Origin of the sequence: Tundrisphaera lichenicola (genome assembly GCF_051175385.1) — a bacterium.
Taxonomy (GTDB): Bacteria; Planctomycetota; Planctomycetia; order Isosphaerales; family Isosphaeraceae; genus Tundrisphaera; species Tundrisphaera lichenicola.
The window spans coordinates 4,326,531-4,345,782 of sequence record NZ_CP195106.1 but is presented as its reverse complement, the minus strand read 5'-3'; the positions used below and the strand labels follow the sequence as shown (position 1 = coordinate 4,345,782).

Genomic DNA, 19,252 nt, shown 5'->3' with positions numbered 1-19,252 from the left:
CCATTTCACACGCACGAGTTCAAGCTGGCGATCCCATAAGGCCGCGAAGAACCGGTCCATCGGGCCGGTCGGGGCCGTATTTGACGGTATGGAGGCCTCGAGAATAGACGTGAGGGCGGAAGCGGTCGCCGACGACCCGGATTGTGTAGAGGATCTCGCCCGACTCGTCCTCGATCACCTGGACGACCGGGCTGGTCATGCCTTCGAAGACGATCTCGGGGAGCCAGGCGACGGGCTTCCGGCCGTCGTTATCGGCCATGTCCACGGTGATCGGCCAACCCGGGAACTGGGCCTTGTCGCCTTCGCTAGGGTCGGCGAAGCGGGGCCAGCACTCGAACGTGACGCGTTGCGACTTCTTGTCGAACCGGACGATCCCGTAGCCGTCGGCCCGCCGGCGTTCATCCTCGATCTTGGGCGGGTTGGCGTATGCCATCATCGAGATCCTGTTTCCCAGGCCATCCTTGAATTCGCCGGTCCAGGGAAGCGGGCTATCGGCAACCGGGTTCGGCCCCGGCTTCTCGTCGAGCGGATGCCACCATCGCCCGTAGATCGTGTTGACCAGGGCCGGGCTGGTGAACCCGTAGGGACCGTCTCCGAACTCCCGGATCCCATGCTTGACGACGACCGCGAGATGCTGGTCGCCGCAGAGGTGAACGGCCCGGACTCGCCGGATCTCCTCCAGGGCCCGGTCCCTCTGGGTTTGCGGCCATCCATTGCAATCGAGGTCGGCCAGGAGTCGGTCGTCACGCTTGCCGTGCATGTGGACCGCGCCGCAGAAGGCCGTCTGCGAGAGGACCGCCTTGACCTCAGCACCCTTCCAATCCTCGCCCCACTCTCGGAGGAACTTGTGCTGGCGATCCCCCAGGAGGACCAGGCCGGGGAGGTCGATGGATTTGGGGTCATACGACGGGTCATTGATGTGATCCGGCCGAGGCCCCATCCGGGGGATCTTCCCGGCGGGCCCGGTCTTGAACTTCCGATCTTCGAGGATCGCGAAATCGATCCCGCCGAGCCGGAGTCTCGTGAAGTAGACGGTGATCCCGCGATCGATCGGGGTGGGATCGACCGGGTCGGGCAAGTGCCAGGTCTGCTGGCGCTGGACGAGGTTGACGTAGTCGGGCGGGTAGAAGTACCCGCCGTCGGCGTTGCCGCTCAGGGTCGAGCGTTTCCCGTTCTCGCCCCAGAGGTTGGGGTGGCCGACGTCGTGATCGTCGGGAATCGTGATGGTCGGCCGGTCGCGGATGATGTCGCGGAATTGCAGCCCGAACTCGATCCAGCCGGCGGTGTGCTCGGTGTGCCGATAGGTCTGGTCCCCGGCGAAAAACAGGAGGTCAGGATCCTGGGCCTTCAGATTCTCGAGGATCTCCGGCCGGAGGCCTGTCGTCCGGCTGGAGTTGCAAGACATGTTGGCGACGACGATCACGTCCTTGTCGCGAGGGTCCCGACGGATGAGCCCTTCAAAGGTCGCCCGCTCTCCGTAGCGGACCCGATAGGCGACTTCTTGCGTGTCATCCCAGCCCTCGACCCGGAAATGGGCACTCCATCCCGGGTTCAGGACCGGGGTCTTTCCCGCCTCGGCCCACCGACCTTCGCGGAGGAATTCCAGCCGAGCTTCGAGCGGCTCGCCGGGTCGGAGGGGATAGAGCTGCGCCGTGATCTTCAGGACACCTCGATCGTGGGTATAGAGAGCGAAGACCACGACCTGATCGCGCGGGACGTCCATCGGAGGCGGGGCCATGCCCCCTTTGGGCTTCGGTTTCTTCCACCAATCGCCGACGGCGAGCGAGTCGAGGTTGGGGAACTCGGCCCCGAATGGCTGGCGGGACACGCCCGAGACCGCGGCACTCGCGGTCGACCGGCCCAAAAATCGACCGAGGAGGGCGATGGTCCCCAGGAAAAAACGGCGAGTGAGGGGCATGGCGACGAATCCCGAGGAGATGAGGATCAGGCATCCATTCGAAAAGGTCAGGGGTTGGTCAGATTCGGGGCCCAGACTCGCGGCAATAGGGGCGGGATCTTACCGGAAGGCGGGAAGGTCGACTTCGCGGCGGCCTGAAGTTGCGCCGAGAGTGCCTCCACGGTCTTGGCATGGGATGGATCGGTGGCCAGGTTGGTGATCTCGCGAGGGTCGGCATCGTGGTCGTAGAGTTCGCGACCTTCTTTCCCCTCGTCCCACTCCGTGTACCGCCAGCGGGGGGTCCGGAGGCTGTAGCCGAGGAACCGACCGCCCTTGGTCCCGGAATTCCGCGCGGCTGCCCCGCGCGTGACCTGGGTGATGGCCCAACCCCGACCGACGACCGACGGGTCCTTGAGCATCGGGACCAGGCTCTGACCTTGCAGGTTCGAGGGGGCCGGCACTCCGCAGAGTTCGGCGAGGGTCGGGAACAGGTCGACCTGACTGACCGGAGACCCCGCGACTCCGCCCGACTGGGACACCCCCGGCGCCATGATCAGGAGCGGGACTCGCGCACTCTCTTCGAAAAGGCTCATCTTCTGCCAGAGGCCATGCTCACCCATGTGATAGCCGTGATCACTGGTGAAAACGATGATCGTGTTCTCGGAGAGTCCCAACCGATCGAGGGTATCCACGACCTTCCCGACCTGGGCGTCCATGAAGCTAATGCTGGCGTAATACGCCTGGCGGCACTGGCGGCGGAGGTCGTCGGACATCTGGTCCTGATCCTTCTTGGCGCTGGCCAGGCCAGGGGAGGGGATGTCGGCCTGGTCTTCCTTGATGCCCTGGACGACGGGCATCTGGGCCTCGGGATAGAGGTCGAAGTAAGACTTCGGCGAGACATACGGTGTGTGTGGCCGGAAATACCCCACGGCCAGGAAGAAAGGCCGATCCTTCTTCCTGGCGCAGCGTTCCAGGACCCACCCGGCATCCTCGGCCATCAGCCCATCGGTGTGATACTCGTCGGCCTTGGGCGAGGCGTACCAGCTCAACGTCCCGCCGAAATTGCCCCGTTGCAGCGTGAAGATATTCGGCTCTTCTTCCAGCCGATCCACGCCCGCCGGATTCAGCTCCATCTCCCAGGATCCGGGGTCGTCATGACCGTTCGTCCCGATGGACCGGGGCACATTGTAATGATAGAGCTTGCCGATCCTCGCCGCGAAATACCCCGCCTGGCGGAACGCCTGCGGCATGCTGACCTGCGAGGGGATCGTCTGCCGGAAGATCTGTTCATTGGCCTGAATCCCGGTACTGTTGGGATAGAGGCCGGTCAAGAACGAGTTGCGGCTCGGCCCGCAGAGGGGGAACGAGCAATATGCCCGGTCGAACCGGACCCCGCGTAGGGCCAGCCGATCGAGGTTCGGCGTCCGGGCCATCGGGTCGCCGTAGCACCCCAGGAGATTGTTCAGGTCATCCGAGATCAGGAACAGCACGTTCGGACGTTTCGGATCTGCGGCCGTCGCCGCGTTTCCGATCAGGCTGAACAGGGCCATCAGGATGATCAATCGACGATGCATGGGGCTAATCCTCGGATGGAATCGACGGGAAGAGTTCTGGGCGATCCGGAGACCTTCCCCGTCAGGGCAGGGGGGCAACTTCACTCGGCGGAAATGCATGACCGACCGGCCGAAATCCCCCCACGCCTGGATGGTCAGGGGGCCATCTCCCTGTTTCCATTCGAGCACGCCAGGTTGAAGCGGTGGAAATTACCCTCATGGAAAGCTCGCCGGGTCTCCGCGATAACGTGGCTTGATTCGTTTTCCGAGGCTCTTCGGGTAGGCGGACGGGCACGTCCGCTACGCCCCGGAGCCAGCCCCCAATTCCGGGCTTCGCCCCACCTTCCCGAAATATCCGGCCATGCGAACACACCATAAATCGACCAACGACAAGTTCCGGTTTGCCCGCTCTGGCTCATCGTCCAACCCGGGCCATCACTCGTTCGGGGGCTGATTCCAGAGTCGATAGGGGTCGTCGAGCCGGCTCATCTCATCCAGGAGGAGCGACTCCATCTCGGCGAGTTTCGCCGCGTATCGAGGATCATCTGCCAGGTTGCGCTGATGGATCTCGGGGGAATGTCCGGTGAGGACGATCACTTTCGGGTCTTGGTGCTCTTCGATGAATTCGCGGGGGTTTTCGGCGAGGTTGAAGAGTTGGGTCTCGCGGACCGTTCCATCCAGCACGTCATATTTGATCAGCTTCCAGTCCCCTCGCCTCACGCAACGCATACCCGGCTTCGTGCCACCGCTGTAGACGCCGAAGAGTACATCCCGGATGGTCTGCTGCTTGCCGTCGAGGACGGGTTTGAAGCTAATCCCTTCGTTCGAAAAGGGTGGCTCGATCGCCGCCAGGTCGCAGAGTGTGGCCAGGACATCGAGAAGGTAGATATTCCCGAGAGATCGAGAGCCGGGCTGGATCCCGGGGCCCTTGACGATTAAGGGAATCCTCCAGGTGTGCTGGTAGAGGTTCTGCTTCCCCTGGAGCCCATGGCGACCGATGGCCATTCCGTGATCGGCCGTGTAGACGATGTAGGTATTTTCCAATTCGCCGAGCGTGTCGAGTCGTCCCAGGACCCGGCCAATCTGGATGTCGATATTCTCCGAGCAGGCGAATTCGCGGCCCAGCTCATTGCGAATCGTCCGCTCGTCGCGGTTCGTCCAGACGCCACTGACGGCCACCTCGTCACGAAGTCCAGGATGACCATGCGGAAACGGGTGGGCCGGCAGGTAATTCGAGGGCAGGGGGGGTTGCTTCGGATTCGCGGGAGGGAGTGAAGTCTCGTCGTCATGATTGACCGCGCCGTATTTGGCGAGAAGCTCGGGCTTACCATCGCGCGTGTCGTGCGGGTGGGAGAATCCGAAGTAGATGAGGAACGGGCGATTATCCCGGGAAGACTCGCGAGCGTCCAGATAATCGAGGACCTGATCGGCGTGCCAGGCGCTCCCATCGATGTCGTTACCTGCTCGCTTGGTGGCATCCTTGCGGACTTCGAACTGTTGATTGGCCCCTTCATAGCTATTGCCGATCTTGCAGGTTCGCATCGTCGCGTAACCGGCCCGATTGAAAACGGCGGCAATGGTGTTGTTGGGCAGGTCGGGCGGGCAGTGTTCCTTCGATCCGGGGCCGATCGGCAGATGCCAGACCGTCCGTCCGCTCATGAGCATGTGCCGGGATGGTGTGCAGACCGCGCCGGAGAACGAACCCATTTGATAGGCCCCGTCGAGGACCATCCCGCCGGCAGCAAGGCGGTCGATATTGGGCGTTTCGAGGGTGGTCGCCGGCTCGTAGACCTTGAGATCGAAGGGGGATTGATCATCGACGATGACGAAGAGAATATTGGGCCGGCGCGGGGCATCGGCCCGGACCCCGGCCGGATGTGCAGCCAGAAGGCAGGCCCCGGCCAGGGAGATCCAAGACAATTTCATGAATCGCTCCGCAAGGGGAAAGTTCAGCGATCGCCCTTCCGGGGGCCTCCCCATTTCGGCTCCCAGTTGGTCGATGGAATTCGGGCATTCGAGAGATATCGACCAATCCGCTCGGCGATCTCGGGATGTTGCGCAGCGACGTCGGATTCTTCGGCGATGTCGGATTGCTGATCGTAAAGTACGACGGGTGAATCGGGGCTCCCTCGACGGATCCCCTTCCATCGCCCCTGATAGAGTGCGGCTTGTTTGAAGCCTCCTTCGTGGAATTCCCAGTACAGGAACTCGTGCTCTCGTTGCTCGCCGGGCCTCCCCAGGAGCGTCGGGACGAAGCTGATCGAGTCGCAATCGGCGGGGGTACTCGCACCCGCGAGTTCGGCCGCGGTCGCCATCCAGTCCCCGAAATACGCGACATGGCCCGAGACCCCGCCGGGGGCAATCCGCCCGGGCCACCAGGCGATCATCGGCACGCGAATCCCGCCGTCGGTCAGGCTCCGTTTGATGCCTTTGAAGGGGCCCGAGGGTCGGAACCGCCCGAGGTCGTGATTGCTCTCGTCATGCGGGCCGTTGTCGCTGGTGAAGATGACGAGGGTCTTCTCGGCAAGCCCCTTCTCGCGTAACGCGTCGAGCATTCGTCCGACGTAACCATCGAGCCGCGTGATCATGGCGGCGTGGCCCTTGTCGGGATCGGGCCAATCCTTATCGGCATACGGCCCGAAGTTTGGGACATGCGCCCCATTCTTCAAGGCCCGCGTCCGCTCGTTGTTGGCATGAGGAACGACCATACTCCAGAAGAGGAAAAACGGTCGCGACCGGTTCTCCTCCACGAACTTCAACGCGGCATCGGCGAACAGGTCATCGGCGAACTCGACCTCCTCGGTTGCATATCCGCCGCCCGCCTGGCCGACGGGCGTGACCTTGTTTCGGAGGGTGACTTGCGCCTCGTCCCGCCAGAGATATTCGGGAAAGTGGTTGTGTGCCCTGTGCTGACTCAGATATCCGAAGAACTCGTCAAACCCATGTTTGCGAGGCAGGCCGCTCTCGGCAGCGCCCACGTCCCCCAATCCCCATTTGCCGATCAGCGAGGTCCGATAGCCCGCCCCCCGGAGGACGTCGGCGATGGTCGTGTCGCCACCAAGAAGTGCCTGGGCGGCCGGGTTGGCCTGCCCCGCGTTTCCCCGGACCCGGGTGTGCCCGTGATGCTTTCCAGTCATGAGGACGCTCCGGGATGGGGCGCAGACGGTGGCTCCCGCATAAAAGTGCGTGAACCGGAGCCCTTCTCCGGCCATCCGGTCGAGGTTAGGCGTCTCGATCACCCGCTGGCCATAACAACCTACCTCGCCGAAGCCCAGGTCGTCGGCCATGATCCAGATCAAGTTCGGGCGGTCGGCCGCTGTCGCCCGGCTCATGATCAGCAAAACGACGCCAACAATGATCATGCCATTTTTGAATTTCATCATGAGAGTCCTCGGTGTCGGGCTTCATTTGCCCTCGGCGGCCCACCCTTTCATCAGGCCGATGTTCTTCTCGACGACGGGATTGCCCGACCCGACATAGACGGCCATGTCGCTGTCGTACATCGACTCCGACTCGGCTCCGTGATCATCGGTCTCGATCATCCAGCGATCGAGTCGGGCTCGGAGCCGTTCGAGATCCGCGAGGTAGGAGGGATCGTCGGCGAGGTTATGGACCTGCCAGCGGTCGACGGCCCACTCGTAAAGTTCCTCGGAAGATCGAACGGGGCTGAAGAGGAGTTTTTCCGAAAGGGCGTCGAGCTTGCCCGATTCGTGAAGGGTTCGGAGTGACTTGAGGATACTCTTCCCGTCCTTATAGGCATTGGGCTGGAGCATCGGGCGCGACGGATAAAAGTTGCGAACATAGAGATAACGGTCGGTCCTGACGCTCCGAAGTCTCTCGACCGTCTCGTCGCAACGATCCCGGGCGGCGAAGACCGCGTCACGCCTCGCATAGTCTCTCGCGAAGACGTCGAGGCCCTGCATCGACTCCGGGATCGGGATACCCGCCACGGCGAGCGAGATGGGGGCCATGTCGATATGTTCGATCAGATCGTCGCGGACCTTGCCTCGCTCGATCCCGGGGCCTCGGACAACGAACGGGATATGAGTCCCTTCGTCGTAGAGGAACTGCTTCCCTCGAGCATGGCTGATCCCGTGGTCGGTCATGAAGATCACCAGCGTGTCGTCGAGGACCCCTTCCTTCGCCAGCCGGTCGATGACCTTGCCGACGTGCTCGTCGGTCAGCCGGACCGTGTCGAGGTACGCCGCCCAGTCACGCAGGAGTACCGGGTCGCGTGGATAGTAGGGCGGGAGCGACACGTCCTCGGGGTTCACCGACGAGCCGAACTCACGTCGGGCACGCTCGGAAAGTCGGGCTATACTGGCATCGGTATCGCCTCGGAGTTTGCCCCCGGCCAGTTGCACCTGCATGAAGAAGGGCTGGCCCGGCCGGCGTCCCGCCCAGTCGGCACCATCGTAGATCTTCGGGTCCCACTCGAAGTTGTAATCGGTCTTGCCTAGCCTTCCCTCCGCCCGAGGTTTCTCGGGCGCGGACATAGGAAGACCATCGCCGATGCAGGTGAAGTAGCCCGCCTTATGCATGAGCCCGGGGATTGGTTCGACGCCTTCGGGAAGCCGGATCTTCTCGGCACCGCGGCCGCTCCGGTGGTGATGGGCACCGATGCTGGTCTGATACATCCCCGTGATCATCGCCGATCGGCAGGGTGAGCAGACCGGCGCGGTGACGAAGGCTCGGGTGAATCGCGTCCCTTCGCGAGAAAGCCGATCAACGTTCGGGGTCTTGATCAGCGTCTCGCCGTAACACGAGAAGTTCGCCGACATGTCATCCACGACAATCCAGAGGATGTTGGGACGAACCGGGGGCTTATCTTCGTCCGGGGCGAGAAGGCCTGCCAGGGCCGCCAGGATCAGGAATGTCGGAGTCATGTCTCGATATATCCCTCATGACCAGGTGATGCGTGTCGGAGGCACGGATCAGGGCGTTTGCCGACCGGCAGCCTTCCCGAGTTCGTTCATCCTGCGGCGCATCTCGATGAGTCTCGCCTGCTGCGAAGGATCAGTCGCCAGATTGAGCTCCTCGGCAGGATCCTTCACGAGGTCGAATAGCTCTTCATGGTCGAAGTCGGGCCAGTAAACGTACTTCCAATCCTTCCGGACGAGTGCCTCGGACGACGGGATGAAATCCTTGTTCTTGATAATCGCATGTTCGTAAAAGAACTCCTCTCGCCAGGCGGGCTTCACCGGATCGAGATACAGTGGGGCGATGTCTCGGCCCTGCATCCCGGCCGGGGCCGCGACACCGGCCGCGGAGAGGATCGTAGGGGCCAGGTCGACATTCAGCGTGAGATCGTCGTTGGTCGCTCCCTGCCGAGCACGCGACATCCGAGGATCACGGATAATCAGCGGGACGCGGATGCTCTCCTGGTAGGGATACCACTTGTCGGCCAGTTCGTGCTCGGCGTGGAAGTAACCGTTGTCGGTCGTGAAGATCACCAGGGTCTCGTCGAGCACGCCTTGCCGGGCGAGCTCCGCGATCACCCGACCACAGGTCGAATCCACCTCGGTGGCGAGCCGATAGTAATTCTTCATGTATTTCTGATATCGCTCCGGCGTATCGAACCGCCAATGCCAGCGATTCCGGCCCTCGTTCGCCTCATTGGCCAGGAACGGCGGGAGCCGCCGAAAATGAGATTCGGTCGCCGTGGGTGGAACAGGAATCACCACATCCTGATACAATGGAAGACTGCTTGGCTGGGGCAGATATTGTTCGGGATGCGAGTCCTGCGCGTGCGTCGCGAAGAAGGCCAGGGTCAGGCAGAATGGCTTGCCCACCGGGCGCCCCCGCAGGAAGTCGATCGCGTCGCGCTCGTTTTTCTGAGTGACGTGAATTCGGGTCCCATCCGGCTCTTTGATCCAGTGAGTGCCGGCGTAGGCCCGACCAAAGTCGAAGCGATCGGCGGGAAATTTCCCGTTGTGCCACTTTCCGACATGGCCGACGAAGTAACCGTTAGCTCGGAGAAGGCCGGGATAGGTCTCAGCCCACGGGGTTTTGAAGGCCTGAAACGCCGGATTGCCATGTCGAGACATCCACTGACCGGTCAAGAGTGAGGCACGACTCACCCCACAGATCGAAGTGGTGACACAATTGCCAGTGAACCGCACGCCCTCGGCCGCGAGCTTGTCGAGATGAGGTGTCTTCACCACCGGATTCCCGGCGCAGCCCAAGGTGTCGTGACGCCAGTCGTCGGCATACAGGATCACCACGTTCAAAGGCGTCGTTGCCGAGCAATGCCCACTGCTGGACGGCAGAAACGTAATCACAACAAAAAAAATAAACACAATAAAATTTGATTTCATGATGGTTTGTTTGGGAATTAATGCCCGGCCTGGGTCGGTGCTGCCAACTTCGTGCTACTGGCTTCGGAATGCCTAAATTCCCCACACGCAATCGATGCGTGCGACAACTTCGAGCTTGGGACGTCATACCAGGGAGGGAAAATGATGGTACACCCGCCTAACTCGGCAAGCTAGTCCTTACTCAGCGTTGTTCTACTGGTCGGGTAGGCCAGGGCGGTTGCCCGCCCCGGCCCCCCTCAGATCCGGACGTGCGCGATTGACGCATCCGGCTCCTCGTGCCATGAATTCGCTACGTGAACATATGTGAACTTCCCCACGGATGGCGAGCGCCGAGTTAACGATTATCCGGCAAGTTCGTACTCAATCGGCGACATGTAGCTCAGCGTCGAGTGGCGTCGGACACGGTTGTACTACAGCGCGACAGAAGACCCATGTTACCGCGACCGGCGAAGTTCATTACCCCTGGCATCCTACGCCGTTAACCTTGGATGGAAGGAATGCGATAAAGTCTTGATGCGGCACGGGTTCGCGGTCACCATCCCTGTTACCAGGCAGGAGATCACAACCGCTCGCCCCGACGGAGTCGGACATGCCGCACCAAGACCAGCACCGTCCTACCGCATCGGCCCCTCATCATCAAGACCTCGGACGCGTCCTCGGCTGGCTCACCGCCACTGCCGATTTCTCCGCCGTTCGCCTCCGCGGCTCTTGCACCTGGGAGCCGCGCGGCCTGGCCTGTGCCGCGTTGCTCTGGGCCTGGTCCGACGAGCCGACCCTGGTCGCCCGGTCCCAGGCCGCACGCAAGATCGTCCGACTCGCCCTGGGCCTCGACGCCGAGGTCGCCACCACCTATCAGGCGTTCCTGAAGCTCCTGCGGGCCCGGACCGCGACCCTGGCCGCCATCCTGATGCTGGCCTTGCGACGGCGGATGCGCGACGACCTCGCCAACCGGTTCGAGGTCGCCGGCTTCGCCGCCTTCGCCGTCGATGGCAGCCGGCTCCAACTGCCCAGGACCGTCTCCAATCAGGCCCGCTTCACGGCCAAGCAAGGTCGAGGGCCGAAGGCGAGGCGGCGGCGACGCCTCCCCGCGACGGCCGCCGACCTGGCGTCGCGACGCAAGAAGGCCGAGGGGCCGCAGATGTGGCTGACGACGACGTGGCACGTCGGCACCGGCCTGCCCTGGGACGGGCGGACCGGGCCCGACGACAGCAGCGAACGCGAACACCTGCGGCAGATGATCGACACCCTGCCGGCCAACGCCCTGGCGATGGCCGATGCCGGTTTCGTCGGTTACCAGACCTGGGCGGACCTGATCGCCTCGGGCCGCCATCTGCTGGTGCGGGTCGGGGCCAATGTCCGCCTGCTTCGCGGCCTGGGCTACGCCCGTGAGCGAGGCGGGACGGTCTACCTCTGGCCCGACCGACAGGCGTCGCGTGGCAAACCACCGCTGGTCCTGCGACTGGTGGCGGTGCAAGAGGCCCGGCATCCGATGTACCTGGTCACCTCGGTCCTCGACCAGGAGCGACTCAAGGATCACCAGGTCATCGAGCTCTACCGACTGCGTTGGGGCATCGAGCTGTTCTACCGCGATTTCAAGCAGGCGTTCGGCCGACGCAAGCTCAGGAGCCAGCGGTCGGAGAACGCCGAGGTCGAGGCGACGTGGTCGCTGCTGGGCCTGTGGGCCTTGACACGGCACGGGCAGGTGGAGTTGTCGTGCGAGGCGGTGCCGGCGTCGCGGATGAGCGTGACGGGCCTGTTGCGGGCCTACCGCGGAGCGATGCGGGAGTACCGAGTCGTCCCGGAGCTCGGCGAGTCGCTGTGGGAACGGCTGGCGTCGGCCACGATCGATGGATACCACCGTCGATCGAAGGCAAGCCGGGACTATCCACGGAAGAATCGAACCAAGCCGATCGGAGCCCCCAAGATCCGCCCGGCAACGGCCCGAGAGATCGAACGTGCCAGCCAATGCAAGGATGCTCACCAAGCAAGGTTAACGGCGTAGCGTGCCAGTGGTTCTCTCAACTCGCCACCCCCCTCGACCGCCGGTCCGCCCCGAGGCTCGCCCTGCTGTTCCTCGGCGCCGTCCTGGCCCGGGGACGCCGGACCGTCACCACCTGGATCAGGGCGGCCAATCTCGGCGGCCACTATCAGTCCTGCTACATCGCCGTCGCGGCCGCCGGCAAGAAGGCCGACAGCATCGCCCGGCGTCTTCTGATCGAAGTCGTCTCCCCGTTGCTCAAGGGGCCCCGCGGCTGACTCTCGCCCTGGACGACACGCCGACGAAGAGGTACGGGCCGCACGTCGAGGGGGCCGGCGTGCATCACAACCCGACCCCCGGCCCGGCCGGCTCCCCTTACGTCTATGGCCATGTCTTCGTCGTCCTCGCGCTGCTCGTCACCCACAAGGCGTGGGGCACGATCGCCCTGCCGCTGCTGTCCTGGCTCTACGTCCGCAAGAAGGACCTGCCGGCCATCGATCCGAAGCATCGGCCGGCTTTCCGGACCAAGCTGGAGTTGGTCGTCGAGTTGCTGCGGTGGGCCAAGCCCTGGCTGGACCTGCTGAAGCTGCCGATCTGGGTCGTCGCCGACGGCGCCTACGCCAAGAAGGAAGTCCTCAAGCCGGCCAAGGCGATGGGGATGACGGTCGTCAGCCGGCTCCGCAAGGACGCGGCCCTGCGGAACTTACCGGGGCCCAAGCCGCCGGGGCGACGCGGACCGGCCCCGACCTACGGTCCGGACGTGATCGACCTGGCCAAGCGGGGCGGCCAGCGGCGTGGCTGGTCGTCCGAGACGTTCGAGCTGTATGGGGAGGATATGGTCAAGAAATACAAGACGTTCCTGGCGACCTGGCGTCCGGCCGGCGGGGTAATCCGGGTGGTGCTGGTGGACGAGCCGACGGGGTGGCGGGCGTACTTCTGCACCGACACCTCGGCGAGCGTCGCCGACATCCTGGGGATGGTGGCCGACCGCTTCAGCCTGGAGATCACCTTCCGCGAATGCAAACAGATCGTGGGGGCGGGCCAGCAACAGGTGAGGTTCTTGTGGGCGAACATCGGGGCGTTCCACATCTACCTGTGGACGTTCACGCTGACCGAGGCGTGGGCCTGGGGCCGGGAGGATGAGGAGTTGGTGGACCGCTCGGGTTCGCCGTGGGACAGCCCATCACGCCGGCCGAGCCACGCGGACAGGCGGCGGGCGTGGCGTCGTGAATTGCTGGGCGAGGAAATTCGTGCAGTTCTACGCCCCGGGGTCACCGAGGAAGAGATTCAGGCTGACGCCGTCAGGCTGCTCAGCCTGGCGGCATGGCATATACATTTTCCCGGAAAGTACAGCGTTTTGGCAGGAGCCACAGATTGCACGAGCCGCTCGTGCGGCCAGGACAACTCCTAATTATTTGCTCAACCCCTTGCCATGGTCGCTCGACGCTCTACGATAACCGCCGAATCGTAACCACAGCGGTTGCGAACCAGAAACTCGGGCAATGAAGGTCCGGACGATGGCGAACGATCTCACGGGCAAGGTGGCGGTGGTCACGGGGGCGTCCAAGGGCATCGGCGCGGCGGCCGCGCGGCACCTGGCCAGGGCCGGGGCCAGCGTGGTGGTCAACTACTCGTCGAGCCGCGAGGGGGCCGAGCGGGTGGTCCAGGCGATCGAGAAGGAGGGCGGCAAGGCCGTCGCCATCGGGGCCAATCTGGCCAAGCCCGAGGAGGTCGCCCACCTCTTCGAGGAGACCCGCAAGAAGTTCGGGCGGCTCGACATCCTGGTCAACAACGCCGGGATCTACGACTTCGCCTCGCTCGAGGGGATCACGCCCGAGCACTTCCACAAGCACTTCGACCTCAACGTGCTGGGCCTGATCCTGGCGACCAAGCACGCCGCCACCCTGTTCGGCCCGGAGGGGGGCAGCGTCATCAACGTCTCGTCGGTCGTCGGCACCCGCCCGATGGCCGGCGCCTCGGTCTACTCGGCCTCCAAGGCGGCGGTCGATGCCGTCACGAAGGGGCTGGCGCAGGAGCTGGGCGGTCGGAAGATCCGGGTCAACTCGATCAACCCGGGGCCGGTGGCGACCGAGGGGACGTCCAGCTTCTCGGAAGGAGAGATGTTCGAGGCGTTCGCGAAGAAGACGCCGCTCGGGCGGATCGGCCAGCCCGACGACATCGCCCGGGCCGTCGTGTTCCTGGCCGGGGACGATTCGGGCTGGATCACCGGCGAGGTCATCCACGCGTCGGGCGGGTTGCTCGGCTGATCGGGTGGTGGTGTGGGCAAGCTCGGACTCATCATTTTCGCCGTAATCCAGGTCGCCTTCGCCACCACACCGGGGCCGCCCCTACGGCCAGCTACTTATCCGTCACCAGATCGGCGCGCCGATAGGGCGATCGGCCTGGGATGCACTTGCCACGGCTCATGGCGGCGACCATCCGTCAGAGCCGGAGAGCCCCTGGTCTAGCCGGGAGTCGACGGCTCCCGGCTCCGCTTCTCGGCTCAGAGCAGCGAATGCCGAAGATTGACGCGATGCGCCCGTCCAGCCTAGAGTGGCGGGATGTAGCAATGCCGGTATCGTCCAGCCGCAGGGGTAGCTCCATGACCGCGCCGAACGAGATGAACCGCCGGGCATTCATCAAGACCACCGCCGCCGTCACCGCCACGGCGGCCGTCGCTCCGTCGGCTCGAGCCGAGGACGCGCCGGACGACGGCCTGATCCACCGCAATGAGCGGGGCGGCATGCCCTACCGCAAGCTCGGCCGGACGAATTTCCTTTGCAGCCGCCTCGTCTTCGGCGGCGGCGCGGCGTTGATGGGCGGGAAAGCAGTCCGGTTGCTCAACGCGGCGTTCGACGCGGGCGTGAACTTCTACGATCTCGGCTCCAACGCCTATTACAAGGGGAGCGAGCGAGCCTTCGCCCCCTTCCTCGCGGCGAACCGCGGCAAGATCTGGGTCACGTCCAAGGCGCCGTTGCGCCCCATCGACGGCTACGAGCCGGGCAAGCCGTTGACCGTCGAGCAAGGTAAGTTTCTGGCGGATTACTGGACGGGGCTACTCAATGCGAGCCTCGCCGATCTGGGCACCGATTATGTGGACGCCTACTACCTCATGGGCGTCGGCGAGCCGGAGGTCGTCCGCTGCGAGCAACTGCACGAGGCCTTCCTCAAGGCGAAACACGCCGGGAAGGTGGGCCACTGGGGCGTGAGTACCCACAAGCGGGCTCAGCAAGTGCTCGAGGCCATGATCGAAACCGGCTGGTACGACCTCGCCATGATCGCCATCACCCCCGCCGGGTGGTACGACTGGGATTCGAAGAGCCTCCTTCCCGGGACGCCGGCCATGCTCGAGCTTCAGCCCACTCTCCAGCGCGCCCGGGACGCCGGCATCGGTCTCGTCGGCATGAAGGCGGCCCGCTACTTGTCGTCCCGCGGCGGTCAGGAGTTGGAGAACGCCTTCGACGGGCACTACAGCGACAAGCTGATGCAATCGGGGCTTTCGTCCTGGCAACGGTCCTACGCGTTCGTCCTCGCCCACGGCGTGGACGTCGTCAATTCCGACATGCAGAACTTCACCCATTTCAAAGAGAACCTCGCGGCGGTTCAGCGCTCGGCGGAGATCTTCGCCAGGGCCTGATCGACGCCGCCCGATGGTCCCCTTCGGCGGTGGCGCCGGGCACACCATTCGCCAGTCCGATTTGCCCTCGATGCGAGCGAACGGTCTGTCGATGATGCTGGTGGAATTGGAGGTTGGCCCCGACCCGAAGGGGATGGTCAACCTCCTAGCCTAGCAGCAGAGGCCGCGCCGGGTCATTTCGGCATCTTCAGCCCTTTGAGCAGGAAGGTCATGGCCTTGACGGCCGCGTCGCGGCCCTTCACCGCCGTGACGCCAGCGATGACGTTGCCGACCTGGCAAACGCCGTCGAAGCCCCCGTCGCCCGCCTCGGCGAACATGACCGACGCCCCTTCGATCCTGGCCGGTTCGGCCAAGTCGCCGAATTCTTCGAGGTGGGCCTTGTACTTGGCCAGGATTTCCGAGGCGTCAGCCTCTGACTTGCATCGCGCGACGAAGGCGGTGAACTCGGACTCACCGTCGCGGTATTGGGCCTGGAACACGTTGGTCAAGAAGTCGAAGCCCAGGGCATCGACCATGAGGTATTGGACCGAATCGTCGATCCGATTCTTCGCCGGGAGCATGGCGAGACCCCATAGCTCCGCCGCTTCGCCTTTCAGGCGATTCGCCAGCGTCTCGGCCAGGACCGATGCCGCTTTCTGGACCTCCTCGTCGGGTCCCGACGTCAGGATCGACGCATAGTATCGGCCCTTCCGGAAGAATAAATCGGCCCCGGTGCGTTGGCCGCCGTCGCCGATGGCGATGGACTTGCTGCCGGGCGAGCGCTCGAGCGAATAGACGCCGAAGGCGCCGAGGGGGGTCGTCATGTCGTAGAGAAATACATCGATGAACTTGGATGGGTTGTCCGCCTTGGAGAAGGTGACGAAGGTCATGCCGGTCACGTCGTAGGACTGAAACAGCTCGGACCGGCCGTCGATCTTCTCGTACAAGTTGGCTTCGGTGTAGCGTTCCACGGGGCTCTTTTTCGATAACCCCTCGGCCGTGAGGGTCTCGAGTGCCCGGGCGATGGTCTCCGTCTTGGCCTTCAACTCGGGCGTGATTCGCGGTGGGCCTTCTTTGACGGGTCCGGCGGCGTCTTGGGCGGCGACGAGGACGGGAAATACGAATGGCAGCAAGGCTAGCAATCTTCTCATGCAATACTCCAGTTCGGGGCTGTTTTCACGGTATGGGATAGACGCCGTGAAAGGCAAGACCTTTGAAGACAGCGTCGTCAGGTTGGTTGCCGCGGGCGGTTTCGCCTGTCGAGGGTGGGCACCATGCCCCGGCCGGCCGGAAGCCACACAACGCTGTTAGGTAAGCTCGAGCTTGCCCGCACCGACATCGAAGGGCGGCGTTGATCCCCGAACTTGTCCCCCTTCGCCGAAACCTCCCCGTCCTGTCATACTCGGTGAATCCCAACCTCCTCGGGAGTCGCAACGCATGAACCTTCGACTCGCCATCAGCATGGCCATCGTCGTCCTATAGCGGTTCACGCTCGAATCGCGCACGGATGAGGAAAATGGGGACTGGCTCACGGCCCGATCGGGAAGCTTCCCGTCGGCGGAAGACGAGTGAGGGCCGGGTGCCTGTCCCCGATTTTCCGGCGCATCGTCAGTGTGAACCGCAGTAGCGACGTGCACGGCCGCCGGAGCGTTGAAAATGAAGTGAATCGCCTTCGCCCCCTCGACCCGATAGGCGTCTTGAAGTTGATCCTTACCCGGCAGTGGACGGAGTACTGGTCGGGTGGAGCCCATGGCGGCGTCCAAGGGTTCCGACCCTCGCGTAGAGGGTTTGAGACTTTCGGGAGGGTCGCGGAGCTCACTCCCACGCCGATCGGAGCGAGATCCCTCCGTCCACGGCGAGCGCCGTGCCGGTGATGTAATCGGCGTCCTCGGAGGCGAGGAACACCGCCGCCTTTCCGATGTCCTCGGGCGTGCCGAGCCGGCCCCAGGGCAGCGTCGGGCCGGCTTTCGCGATCGCCTCGCTTCCGAACGACTCGTGTTCGCCCGGGGTGTCGATCCAGCCCGGCTCGATCACGTTGACGTTGACCCGATGGCGGTTCAGCTCGGCGGCGATGGTGAACGCCATGTTGTTCAGCCCGGCCTTGGCGGCGTTGTACGCGACGCTGCGGGCATACGGCGTCTTCGCGTGGCAGCTCGAAATGAAGATGATCTTGCCACCGCCGCCCCGCTCGACCATGTGACGGGCCACGATTTGGGCCATCTGGAATCCCGAGGTGAGCGTCCCGTCGATCACACGGGCGAACGTGTCGGGGTCGTACTCGAGGAAATCGGCCCGGCGGTTGAACGCCGGGTTGCTCACCAGGATGTCGATGCGTCCCAGGGCCTCGATCGTCCGCGCCACCACCTGCTCACAGCAATCTCGCCGGAATACATCCCCTTCGACGAGGGCCGAGCGGCGGCCCATGGCTTGAATCACGGCGACCGCGGCCTCGGCCTGGGCGGTGCGCTCGCGATCGTTGATCGCGACGTCCGCCCCGGCCCTGGCGAGTTCCCGGGCGATACCCCATCCGATCCCCCTCGCCGCGCCCGTCACCAATGCCGTCCTGCCCGGTAGTCTCATCGGTTTCGAGGCCCCGTCGGGATTGCCATCGTCCGGCGAAGAGAATAGCCGTCTGGGGGGCACGTGGCAAGCGACAGGCATGATCGGACATTGTTTGCGCGAAACGGCAAGTAGGTCGGCGATAACAAGATCTCCGTGGAGGCCGATCAGCTTACCGATCGGTAGCCGGCTTGCTCATCGCCGCGGTCAAGTCATTCGACCCTGCGCGGCAGTCGGAGCTGCTGGCCGCCACGGGTCTCCGGCTCGACATCGAGCGAGGACAGGGTCACGCCGAGGAGCCTGATGCCCTTGCCGACGGGGAAGGGCGGCTCGAGGAGCGCGGACACGAGCTCTTCGAGCTCGCCCCGCGACAGGACAGGGACCTCGACGGTCCGGCTGCGGGTGATCTGGCGAAAGTCTGCATACTTGGCCTTGAGCGTCGCCGTCCGCCCTCGGACCGTCGAACCCTCGCAGTAGGACCAGACCTTGCTGATGATCGGCTCCAGGGCGGCGCGGGCCTCCTCGGGCGTGAAGAGGTCGACGCTGAACGTCGTCTCGGCGCCGAACGACCTGCGGACACGATCGGCGGAGACGCGACGCTCGTCGATGCCCCGGGACAGCCAGAAGTAGTAGGGGCCGGCCTTGCCGAAATGCTCCTGGAGGAACAGAAGCGCCTGGGCCTTCAGGTCGCCGCCGGTGTAGATCCCGAGCGCCTCCATCCTCGCCTGGTCGCGGGGCCGATCCCGTGAAACTCCCCTCCGTCAGGGCCTCGACATAGGCCGGGCCCATCTTCGGCGTGATGACGAGCCGGCCATCGGGCTTGCGCTCGGCCGAGGCCATCTTCGCCAGGAAATTGTTGTAGGAGACCCCGGCGGACACGGTAAGGCCGATCCCGGCGCGGATCCTGGCCCGGATCTCCTCGGCGATCTCGGTCGCCGAGGCCATGCCCTTCAGGTTCTCGGTGACGTCGAGATAGGCCTCGTCGAGCGAGAGTGGCTCGATGAGGGGCGTGTACTCGGCGAAGATGGCCCGGACCTGGTGCGACACCGCCCGGTAGACGTCGAATCGCGGCTTCACGAAGATCAGCTCGGGGCACTTCCGCTTCGCGGTGACCGAGGGCATGGCGGAGCGGACGCCGAACCGGCGGGCCTCGTAGCTCGCGGCCGCCACGACGCCCCGCTCGCGCGAGCCGCCGACCGCGATGGGCTGCCCGCGGAGCTCGGGATTGTCACGCTGCTCGACGGACGCGTAGAAGGCGTCCATGTCGACGTGAATGATCTTCCGCTGCTGATCAGGCCCGGCCACGCCCGCGTCCTCGGACTCGATGACCTC

At 64.2% G+C, this 19,252-nt stretch carries 11 protein-coding genes and 2 pseudogenes; 4 read left to right on the top strand and 9 right to left on the bottom strand.

Annotated elements, in window-relative coordinates; translation table 11 throughout:
• Positions 1 to 19: 19 nt before the first annotated feature.
• The 6 genes from P12x_RS17200 to P12x_RS17175 form a co-directional block, all read right to left on the bottom strand.
• A complete protein-coding gene (locus tag P12x_RS17200; RefSeq protein ID WP_435005622.1) occupies positions 20 to 1,918 on the bottom strand; it encodes a hypothetical protein in 1,899 nt (632 codons plus the stop codon).
• A 47-nt stretch (positions 1,919 to 1,965) separates the two neighbouring features.
• Complete coding sequence (locus tag P12x_RS17195; protein WP_435005621.1) at positions 1,966 to 3,471, bottom strand: sulfatase; 1,506 nt, start codon at positions 3,469 to 3,471, stop codon at positions 1,966 to 1,968.
• Between the two features lie 414 nt (positions 3,472 to 3,885).
• Positions 3,886 to 5,376, bottom strand: coding sequence for a sulfatase-like hydrolase/transferase (locus P12x_RS17190; RefSeq protein ID WP_435005620.1), 1,491 nt, complete (start codon positions 5,374 to 5,376; stop codon positions 3,886 to 3,888).
• Positions 5,377 to 5,399: 23 nt separating this feature from the next.
• Entirely contained in the window at positions 5,400 to 6,830 is a 1,431-nt protein-coding gene (locus P12x_RS17185; RefSeq protein WP_435011677.1) for an arylsulfatase, read from the bottom strand.
• Between the two features lie 24 nt (positions 6,831 to 6,854).
• Complete coding sequence (locus tag P12x_RS17180) at positions 6,855 to 8,336, bottom strand: sulfatase family protein (protein WP_435005619.1); 1,482 nt, start codon at positions 8,334 to 8,336, stop codon at positions 6,855 to 6,857.
• 48 nt (positions 8,337 to 8,384) lie between these two features.
• The gene (locus P12x_RS17175; RefSeq protein WP_435005617.1) at positions 8,385 to 9,767 is read right to left on the bottom strand and encodes a sulfatase family protein; all 1,383 of its coding nucleotides are present in this window, start codon (positions 9,765 to 9,767) and stop codon (positions 8,385 to 8,387) included.
• A 589-nt stretch (positions 9,768 to 10,356) separates the two neighbouring features.
• On the opposite strand from P12x_RS17175, the gene P12x_RS17170 reads away from it, so the two are divergent.
• The 4 genes and pseudogenes from P12x_RS17170 (at position 10,357) to P12x_RS17155 (ending at position 15,382) form a co-directional block, all read left to right on the top strand.
• Complete coding sequence (locus P12x_RS17170) at positions 10,357 to 11,769, top strand: IS4 family transposase (RefSeq protein WP_435005616.1); 1,413 nt, start codon at positions 10,357 to 10,359, stop codon at positions 11,767 to 11,769.
• Positions 11,733 to 13,069: pseudogene (locus P12x_RS17165) on the top strand (IS701 family transposase); the annotation flags it as partial. The gene P12x_RS17170 and the pseudogene P12x_RS17165, both read left to right, overlap by 37 nt.
• A 193-nt stretch (positions 13,070 to 13,262) precedes the next feature.
• On the top strand, positions 13,263 to 14,012 hold the full coding sequence (locus tag P12x_RS17160; protein WP_435005615.1) for an SDR family NAD(P)-dependent oxidoreductase: 750 nt from the start codon (positions 13,263 to 13,265) through the stop codon (positions 14,010 to 14,012).
• A gap of 335 nt (positions 14,013 to 14,347) precedes the next feature.
• Positions 14,348 to 15,382, top strand: coding sequence for an aldo/keto reductase (locus P12x_RS17155; RefSeq protein ID WP_435005614.1), 1,035 nt, complete (start codon positions 14,348 to 14,350; stop codon positions 15,380 to 15,382).
• Positions 15,383 to 15,555: 173 nt separating this feature from the next.
• Here P12x_RS17155 and P12x_RS17150 read toward each other — a convergent pair whose 3' ends face one another.
• The 3 genes and pseudogenes from P12x_RS17150 to dinB all read right to left on the bottom strand — a co-directional run bounded on the left by P12x_RS17150 (position 15,556) and on the right by dinB (position 19,183).
• Positions 15,556 to 16,512, bottom strand: a complete 957-nt coding sequence (locus P12x_RS17150) for a DUF6599 family protein (RefSeq protein WP_435005612.1) — start codon at positions 16,510 to 16,512, stop codon at positions 15,556 to 15,558.
• A gap of 664 nt (positions 16,513 to 17,176) precedes the next feature.
• Positions 17,177 to 17,941, bottom strand: a complete 765-nt coding sequence (locus tag P12x_RS17145; protein WP_435005610.1) for an SDR family NAD(P)-dependent oxidoreductase — start codon at positions 17,939 to 17,941, stop codon at positions 17,177 to 17,179.
• A 191-nt stretch (positions 17,942 to 18,132) separates the two neighbouring features.
• Positions 18,133 to 19,183 (bottom strand): annotated as a pseudogene (gene dinB / locus P12x_RS17140) (DNA polymerase IV).
• Positions 19,184 to 19,252 lie beyond the last annotated feature (69 nt).

Bases quoted from the DNA above. Each gene is read 5' to 3' on its own strand.
- P12x_RS17180 (WP_435005619.1), bottom strand. From the start codon at position 8,336: ATGACTCCGACATTCCTGATCCTGGCGGCCCTGGCAGGCCTTCTCGCC.
- P12x_RS17155 (WP_435005614.1), top strand. From the start codon at position 14,348: ATGACCGCGCCGAACGAGATGAACCGCCGGGCATTCATCAAGACCACC.
- P12x_RS17200 (WP_435005622.1), bottom strand. From the start codon at position 1,918: ATGCCCCTCACTCGCCGTTTTTTCCTGGGGACCATCGCCCTCCTCGGT.
- P12x_RS17145 (WP_435005610.1), bottom strand. From the start codon at position 17,941: ATGAGACTACCGGGCAGGACGGCATTGGTGACGGGCGCGGCGAGGGGG.
- P12x_RS17190 (WP_435005620.1), bottom strand. From the start codon at position 5,376: ATGAAATTGTCTTGGATCTCCCTGGCCGGGGCCTGCCTTCTGGCTGCA.
- P12x_RS17160 (WP_435005615.1), top strand. From the start codon at position 13,263: ATGGCGAACGATCTCACGGGCAAGGTGGCGGTGGTCACGGGGGCGTCC.
- P12x_RS17170 (WP_435005616.1), top strand. From the start codon at position 10,357: ATGCCGCACCAAGACCAGCACCGTCCTACCGCATCGGCCCCTCATCAT.
- P12x_RS17185 (WP_435011677.1), bottom strand. From the start codon at position 6,830: ATGAAATTCAAAAATGGCATGATCATTGTTGGCGTCGTTTTGCTGATC.
- P12x_RS17175 (WP_435005617.1), bottom strand. From the start codon at position 9,767: ATGAAATCAAATTTTATTGTGTTTATTTTTTTTGTTGTGATTACGTTT.
- P12x_RS17150 (WP_435005612.1), bottom strand. From the start codon at position 16,512: ATGAGAAGATTGCTAGCCTTGCTGCCATTCGTATTTCCCGTCCTCGTC.
- P12x_RS17195 (WP_435005621.1), bottom strand. From the start codon at position 3,471: ATGCATCGTCGATTGATCATCCTGATGGCCCTGTTCAGCCTGATCGGA.